3 protein-coding genes are annotated in these 8,557 nt (G+C 37.3%); all 3 read left to right on the forward strand.

What is annotated here, in order from left to right; translation table 11 throughout:
• The 3 genes from sov (at position 1) to OPU68_RS15105 (ending at position 8,042) form a co-directional block, all read left to right on the forward strand.
• Complete coding sequence (gene sov / locus OPU68_RS15095) at positions 1-7,146, forward strand: T9SS outer membrane translocon Sov/SprA (RefSeq protein ID WP_498474789.1); 7,146 nt, start codon at positions 1-3, stop codon at positions 7,144-7,146.
• A 157-nt stretch (positions 7,147-7,303) separates the two neighbouring features.
• A complete protein-coding gene (gcvH, locus tag OPU68_RS15100) occupies positions 7,304-7,681 on the forward strand; it encodes a glycine cleavage system protein GcvH (protein ID WP_498474790.1) in 378 nt (125 codons plus the stop codon).
• 58 nt (positions 7,682-7,739) lie between these two features.
• Complete coding sequence (locus OPU68_RS15105; RefSeq protein WP_498474791.1) at positions 7,740-8,042, forward strand: VanZ family protein; 303 nt, start codon at positions 7,740-7,742, stop codon at positions 8,040-8,042.
• Positions 8,043-8,557: the final 515 nt, after the last annotated feature.

Raw genomic sequence — 8,557 nt, forward strand, 5'->3', positions numbered from 1 at the left:
GTGAAGAAAAATATTTACCTTTATAAATTAACCCTCCTTTTTTTAGTTTTTGTAGGTTTTACAAACGTTTTTGCACAGGAAGTGCCGTCCGATAGTTTAGTAAGCATTCGAAAAGATTTCAGTCTGGCCAATCCTATTCGGTATGATGCCTTCTACGATATCGGAACAGGAATGTATTATCTGTATCCAAAAGTCGGGAACACTGTTGTAGGCGCTCCAATCGCAATGACGTTTGAAGAATACAAAAACTACACCATGCAGAACAATCTTCGTTCTTATTACGAAGAAAAATCACTTCTGAACGATTTGTCAAAAAGAAAAGATCAGAGTGATGCGAAGAAAAAAGGCTTAATCCCATCGATCACGATTAAGAACAAAATGTTCGAAAATATCTTTGGCAGCAACAAGATCGAGTTGATCCCGCAAGGTTTTGCATCTTTTGATCTAGGAGTTTTGTCCCAGAAAATTGATAATCCATTGATTCTTCCACAGAACAGAAAAAGTTTTGCGATTAATATCCAGCAGAGAATCCAGTTGGGGATTACCGGAAAAGTCGGTGAGAATCTTCAGTTGAAAGCCAATTACGATACACAAAGTGGATTTGCTTTTGAAAACCGTATGAATATGGTTTGGCAGGCAAAAGGTTCCTGGAAAGATCTTATGAATAAAGGTCTTAATGAAAAAGGACAGGATCCTGAAGATAAAATTATCAAAAGAGTAGAGGTTGGTAACATCAGTATGCCACTCTCTACAAGTTTAATTCGTGGATCACAATCATTATTCGGTTTAAAAACAGAATTCCAGTTGGGGAAAACAACCGGAACTTTGGTGTTTTCTCAGCAGCAGGGTGAAGCGAAAACCATCGTTGCACAAGGTGGCGGTACGATGAGTACTTTCAAAATCAATGCTTACGATTACGAAGATAACCAGCATTATTATTTAGGACATTACTTTTTGGATAATTATAATACGGCGTTAGAAAATTATCCATTGATTAATTCCAGAATCAATATTACGAGAATGGAGGTTTGGGTATTGGATCAGGGCGGAGCTAATCTGGAAACTCAGAAACCAATTGTGGGTATTAGAGATTTGGGTGATAGGAATGGTGTAACACCTAGCAACACAAATAATAATTTATATAATCAGATTGCGTCTACTTTAGGAACTTCCAGAGATATCAATACAGCATACAGTACTTTAGCAGGTAGAAGTTTTCCAAATTCACAAGGAAATCCAGAGCCTTATACTTCTGGCGAACATTATATTACCAACACAAAGGCTAGAAAGCTGAATACTTCCGAATATAAATTCAATACACAATTGGGTTATATGTCATTGAATCAAAGGCTTAATGACAATCAGTTTTTGGCAGTTTCTTATTCTTATACAATTAATGGATCCGGTACAGTCTACAAAGTAGGAGAGTTCTCAGAAGAGAATCCAGTGATCATTACGAAGCTTTTAAAATCTAATGCAATAACAACTACAACATCTCCAATGTGGGATCTGATGATGAAGAATATTTATTCTCTTAATACCAATCAGATTCAGCCACAGGATTTCTTGTTGAATGTTTATTACAAAGACCAAAATTCTGGAGGAAAAGTTAATTACCTTCCAGGAGTTAATTATAATAATGGATTACCTCCTGATGCCAACCTTTTAAGAGTTTTCAATTGGGATCGTCTTAATGTGAATGGAGATTTGCAGAATAACGCAGATGGAACCAGAGGCGATGGTGTTTTCGATTTTGTGAATGGGATTACGGTAGATGCAGAAAACGGAAAATTAATATTTACCAAATCAAAACCTTTCGTTGATTATCTTAATGGTATTATAACAAATCCAGATGCTGAAAAATCACGTTTTTTAATGCAGGATCTATATACCAAGTTCAAAGCACAGTTACCGCAGGAGCAACGCTATACTATTGAAGGCCGTTACAAAGGCACGCAAGGTCAGGGGATTTCTCTTGGCGCAATCAATGTTCCGCAGGGTTCTGTAAGGGTGACTGCAAACGGAGCACAGCTTGTAGAAGGTGTAGATTATACCGTTGATTATATGCTGGGAACAGTAACAATCATCAATGAAACCGTTAAACAATCCGGACAGGCAATCAATATTTCATTAGAAAACCAGTTGACCTTCAATACGCAGAGAAAGAGTTTCTGGGGACTTAATCTCGAAAGAAAATTCAGCGACCATTTAACAGTTGGAGCCACAGTAGTAAATTATGCTGAAAGACCATTGACTCAAAAAGTGAATTACGGTCAGGAAGCAGTGAGCAATACGATGGCAGGCTTCAATATGATGTATAATAATGAATTGCCATTCCTGACGAGACTAACTGATAAAATACCTTTCATCAATACAGAAGCACCTTCGAATCTGAACTTCAAAGCGGAAGGAGCTTATTTGATTCCTGGGCAAAGCAAGGGTATCAATGATCAATCTTACATTGACGACTTCGAGCAGACGACTTCCAAAATTTCTTTGAAAGAGCCTGCGATGTGGAGTCTGGCGTCTCGTCCGGAGAAGAACAAAGATGACCCGGCTGTTTTCCCACAAACTGTTGATAATAATAATCTAAACAGCGGAAACGGAAGAGGACTCTTATCTTGGTACACCATTGACCCGAGATTCTACGGTGTTGGGGGAAATGCACCAAGCGGAATCAATGCAGCAGCTCTTTCTAACTTTGCATCCAGAAGAGTTCAGATGAAGGAGCTTTATAATAATAGAGATTATGTGGCAGGAGAGCAAACGCTTCTTAATACTTTTGATGTTACCTATTATCCGGAACAGAGAGGTCCTTATAATGTGAATCCAACTAATGAATTAACTTCTCAAAGATGGGCAGGACTTATGAGACCAATTTCTGTGACCAACTTTATAACATCCAATATAGATTATGTCGAGTTTTGGCTACAGGATCCTCACGCAGATGGCAGCACTTTGGGTAATGATCCGAAACTATTGCTACAATTAGGAAACGTTTCCGAAGATGTATTGAAGGATGGCAAACTGCAATACGAAAACGGATTGCCAACGGCAAGTGTCGCCAGCAATACCTCCAGTACAAATTGGGGAACTCAGCCAAATCAATTCCCGATCCTTTATGCTTTCTCCTCAGAAGGCGATGAGAGAACACAGCAGGATCTTGGTTATGATGGTCTTAACGGAAATCAGGAGCAGGAAAAATTTGGAGTTAATTTTGTGAATCCCGTTACCAATGAGCTGGATCCGGCTTCTGATAACTTTGTATTCTACATGTCAGACAGATTTACTGGAGATCTTGCATCATCTTTGACAGAACGTTATAAATATTTCCGTGGACCGGAAGGCAACTCTGCGGCGAATACTTTGGAAGTGTCCACACAAACGCCTGACGCGGAAGATGTGAATAGAGATTATAACCTGGATCAAACTGAGAATTATAATCAATATACCATTGATCTTGCGCCTAGCAGTTTGGTTTTAGGTGAAAACAAAATCGTGGATGTAAAAGAAGTAGATGTTAAATTTGAAAACGGACAATCCAAAAAAGTAAAATGGTATCTATTCAGGATTCCGGTTGCGAATTATGATGGTGTAGAATTTGGAAATGCGAATCCTTTTGTTGATGGTTCCGGCGAGTCCGTTCTTAATAATGTAAGGTTTGCAAGATTATTAATGAAAGGTTTCGATCAGACTTCCACACTTAGATTCGGATCTTTTGACTTAGTAAGATCAGACTGGAGAAAATATTCAAATAAAATATTCAGTCCTGATGTTACAGCAGACCAGGAAGGAAATAATCCATCTGTAGCTGATCAGAATTCGAATTTTGATATCGGAAGTGTAAATCTTGAAGAAAATGGATTAGGAACACCACCTTACGTTTTGCCTCCGGGAATAGACAGACAGGTTTTGAGTGGAAATGCGGGAGCACAAAGACAAAACGAATCATCTCTCTACATGAAAGTAGACAAATTGAGCGGAGAAGCAAGAGGTGTTTTCAAAAATACAAGTCTTGATATGCGCCGTTATAAGAAATTACAGTTGTTTTTACATGCGGAAAATCAAACTACTGAAGTAACTTCTAATACTAATGATTATGATCCAAATGCAAAATTCTTTATTCGTTTTGGTAGTGATGCCGTAGATAATTATTATGAGTATGAAGCATCACTAAAATATACTGCAAAGAATGCAACATCACCATTAGATATTTGGCCAACAGAAAACGATGTAAACTTAGAATTAGAAAACTTTGTAAATGCCAAATTAAAAAGAGACGAACTTATAAGATCTTCCACACAGAATATCTCAGAAAGATATTTATATACGGAATATGGAGATAGTGATAAAAAGATCTATGTAAAAGGTAGGCCAAGTATTGGAAATGTCACAACAATAATGATCGGTGTTAGAAATACAGTTCCAGCAGATCAACCGGCAAAAAATCTAAAAGCAGATCCTAAAACACTTGTTCTTTGGGTAAACGAAATCCGTCTTTCCGAAATCGAAAACAAAGGTGGATACGCAGGTAATGCAAGCCTTAATTTCAACCTTGGAGATTTCGCAATGGTAAATGCCAATGCATCTTACGCTTCTGTAGGATTTGGAGCGATAGATCAGAAACCATCAGAAAGATCTCAGGATGATAATTCAGCTTTCAGTATCAACACCACTGTGAATGTAGACAAATTCTTACCTGAAAAAGCAGGAATGAAAATCCCTGTGAACTATTCTTACACACAGACGATGACCAATCCAAAATACAATCCGTTGGATAATGATGTAGAACTTACCAAAGCTCCGAACGAAGCCGAACTGAAAAAAGTGGTGAGTACCTACACACAACAGAGAAGTATTGGTGTTGTGAACATGAGAAAAGACAGAATGAATCCGGACAAAAAACCGAAATTCTATGATGTAGAAAACTTAAGTGTAACAGCAATCTACAACGATGATTTCTACCGCGATGTTTACACAAAAAGAAATTACAGACAATATCTGAAAGGTTTTGTAGAGTATAACTACACCTTCAAACCGTATGTTTTGAAGCCATTTAATAATATGATCAGCGATACAGCGAAGTCATATAAATATTTGAGATGGATCAAGGAATTTAATTTCAATCCAGTTCCGACGAGATTATCTTTCAGAACGATCTTAGATAGAAATTATAATGAATTGGAGTACAGAAATGTGGATGCATTACTTTCCGGAAATGGAGGTTCAGATTTCGATGTCATCAGAAACAGAAACTTCTTCTTCGGATGGCAGTACAGTTTAGGGTTCAATTTTACCAAATCTTTGAAATTGGAAATCAATTCCGAAACAAAAACATTGAATGATCAGATTGATGTGAACTCTATGAACAACCGTTCGATCTTTGGAAATCCTTTCCGAGCGGGTCGTCCAGTTTTATATAACCACAGAGCACAGTTGAACTATAGATTGCCATTTGAATATTTCCCATATCTGGATTTCATTAATGCAGAATTAAGCTATCAGTTCCAATACAACTGGAATGCGAGATCTACAGCTGCCAGATTAGAAACAGAAAATCTTGGAAACCTTTCTCAAAATACCAATGCCATCGTTGCAACTTCTACAGTTGACATTCCGAAGTTCTTTGGTAAGTTTGGATATTTCAAGAAAATTTCTGAAACAATGCAGAAACGCCGTCAGGAGATAGATTCTCTTAACAACGTTTATAACACAGCATTCACGAAGAAAAATAACAAGTTCAAGTTCAAAACATACAAATTCAAAAATAAGTTAACCCCAATTCAGGCTGTAGCTTATGCATTGACATCCTTCAAGCAGTTAGATTTTAATTATAATGAGAATAATGGAATTGTACTGCCAGGTTTACTATCAGCACCTAACTTCTATGGAGTGGGACAGACTCTGGGCGGACCAACGATTGGATTCTTACTCGGTTCTCAATCTGATATCAGAAGAACAGTCATTGAAAACGGTTGGGTTTCTAACTCAGAATTGATGAGTGATGCTTATTCTGAACTTAATAACAGAACACTTACTGGTAATTTACAGATAATGCCGGCAAATGATCTTAGAATAGATTTCAATGTGCTTCAAACTTACAGCAGAAATTATATCCAGGGCGGTTACAATGTTTACCGGGTGAATGAACTGGAAGATTACCGTGGATACAGAGATGCGTTCGGAACAGAAATGATTACTTATTCCAATACAGCTTGGACGTTTAATACTTCTTTCAAAGACGGAGCTGCACTTTATCAATCAATAAAAGATAATGCACTGGCAATTTCTCAGCAGTATGAAGGTATCCGAGACAGAGAAGGATTTACGGCAGGGTACTCAAAAAGTAATTCTTATATCTTGATTCCGGCTTTCAAAGCAGCAATCGAAGGTAAATCGCCGAAGCAAATGGGTAATCCCACTAAAGCGAAAACACCATTGCCAAACTGGAAATTGGTTTATTCAGGACTTAGAAATTTACCAATCGTAAACAGTATGTTCTCCAAGTTTGATGTTTTGCACTCTTATGTTTCAACATTTACAATGTCAGGAGTCCAATCTAGTATCGATTATTACAATAGAGATTTGAATAATGCTGAGACAGCCTATGACTCCAATGGAAATAGATACAATCCTTACACATTCTCACAAGTTGGATACACAGAATCTTTCTATCCGCTAATCGGTTTTGATGTAACGATGAGAAACAATATGCAGTTCCGTTTCAATTACAACAGAGACAGAACCTATATTTTAGGATTAGTAAACACAACATTGACGGAGGAAGCAGGAAATGAGTTTGTAGTTGGTTACGGCTATATCTTGAAAGATCTTAAGATCCGTCTCAATTATCAGGGCAAAACCAGAAATGTGAAAAGTGATCTGAACATGAGAGCAGACTTATCTATGAGAGATAGCAAAACAACTATTACAAACATCCTGATAGATGAGTCGCAGATTACAGGAGGTCAGAAGATCTTCAGCCTCAAGTTATCTGCAGACTACAATATGTCTCAAAACCTGAACCTGAAATTCTTCTACGATCAGATGATGACGAAATATAAGATCTCTACAGCATTCCCATTATCAACAACCAGAGCAGGTATTACAGCAACGTTGACATTTGGAGGATCAGGAGCAAATTAATAATTAAGTTTGGAGATTAGAATCTAATTTCTAAAATCTAACTTCTAATATCTAAAAAGAGTAAACAATTTTGTTTACTCTTTTTTTGTAATTTATTTTTATTCTATTGTTATATCTTAATTATATAATTAAATTTGCCAAAACCTAATCAACAGAAATGAACACACCATCAGAACTAAAGTACACCAAAGACCACGAATGGATCAAAGTTGAAGGCGACACAGCAACCATCGGAATTACAGATTATGCTCAAGGAGAATTGGGTGATATCGTTTTCGTAGATGTTGACACTGTTGACGAAGATCTGAACGAAGGCGACGTTTTCGGAAGTGTAGAAGCCGTGAAAACCGTTTCCGACCTTTTCCTGCCAATTCCGGGAACAGTTTTGGAAGTGAACGCAGAGTTGGAAGATCAGCCGGAACTACTCAATACAGATCCATACGGAAAAGGCTGGATCATCAAATTGAAAGTTGCTGAAGACGCAGACTTCACCAAATTGTTATCCGCAGAAGAATACCAGGAAGTTGTTGGATAATCTCATAAACAAATACAGTAAGATCACATTGCCCATTTATTGGGCATTTCTTACTTATATGCTTTTACGTCCGGGGATAGAGAACAAAGAGTATCCCTTTATGTTCCAACATATAGACAAGATCATCCACTTTACCATATTTTTCCTCCTCGGATTTTTCTTCCGCGTTCGTTTCCCAAAAGTATCCTTACTTTACTATTTCCTCATTCTCATTTCCTATGCATTACTCACAGAAATTCTTCAGGATGTAATGAAGTGGGGCCGTTCACTGGAAATCTTAGACGCTGTTGCCGACACTTTAGGATTATCACTCGCATACTATATATATAATAGGTATGTAAAGTTCCAAAACCGAATCTAAATTTCAATACACAGATTCAATCCAATCTTTGGCTAGGTCATCAATTTCAATATTTGGGCAACTGCCAAAAAGCCATTTCTTTCCCCGCGCTATTTTTGTTACCGGGCTATCCGCTACTATCTTTTCCTTTTTTTGGCATAGTTGCAACGAACTATATATAAATAACGATTCTCTATCAAGTCATTTTTCCCACTCCATCAACAAAAAAAGCAAAAGGATATCCGCTACTATCCCTGTCGCAATCCCATAAAATCAGGCTTTCTCATCCATTTAACGCTATTTAACATAATGTGGATAACTTTAAAACGCTTTTTATCTTACTGTTTTACAGTTGTTTAATTACGGTAGTTTTACACAATTGTAAACGCATTGTTAATTTCATTTGGAAGCGATGATTATTCCACCCTATATTTGCAGAACCAAAACGAGAGTATTGGTAGCGCAGAAGCCTAACAGGGAAATATGAGAAGATTGGCACTTATTAAATAAGTATTAATTTTCGGATAAAAGACTTG

It is taken from the genome of Chryseobacterium sp. TB1-D10 (genome assembly GCF_059803555.1).

Bases quoted from the DNA above. Each gene is read 5' to 3' on its own strand.
- gcvH (WP_498474790.1), top strand. From the start codon at position 7,304: ATGAACACACCATCAGAACTAAAGTACACCAAAGACCACGAATGGATC.
- OPU68_RS15105 (WP_498474791.1), top strand. From the start codon at position 7,740: ATGCTTTTACGTCCGGGGATAGAGAACAAAGAGTATCCCTTTATGTTC.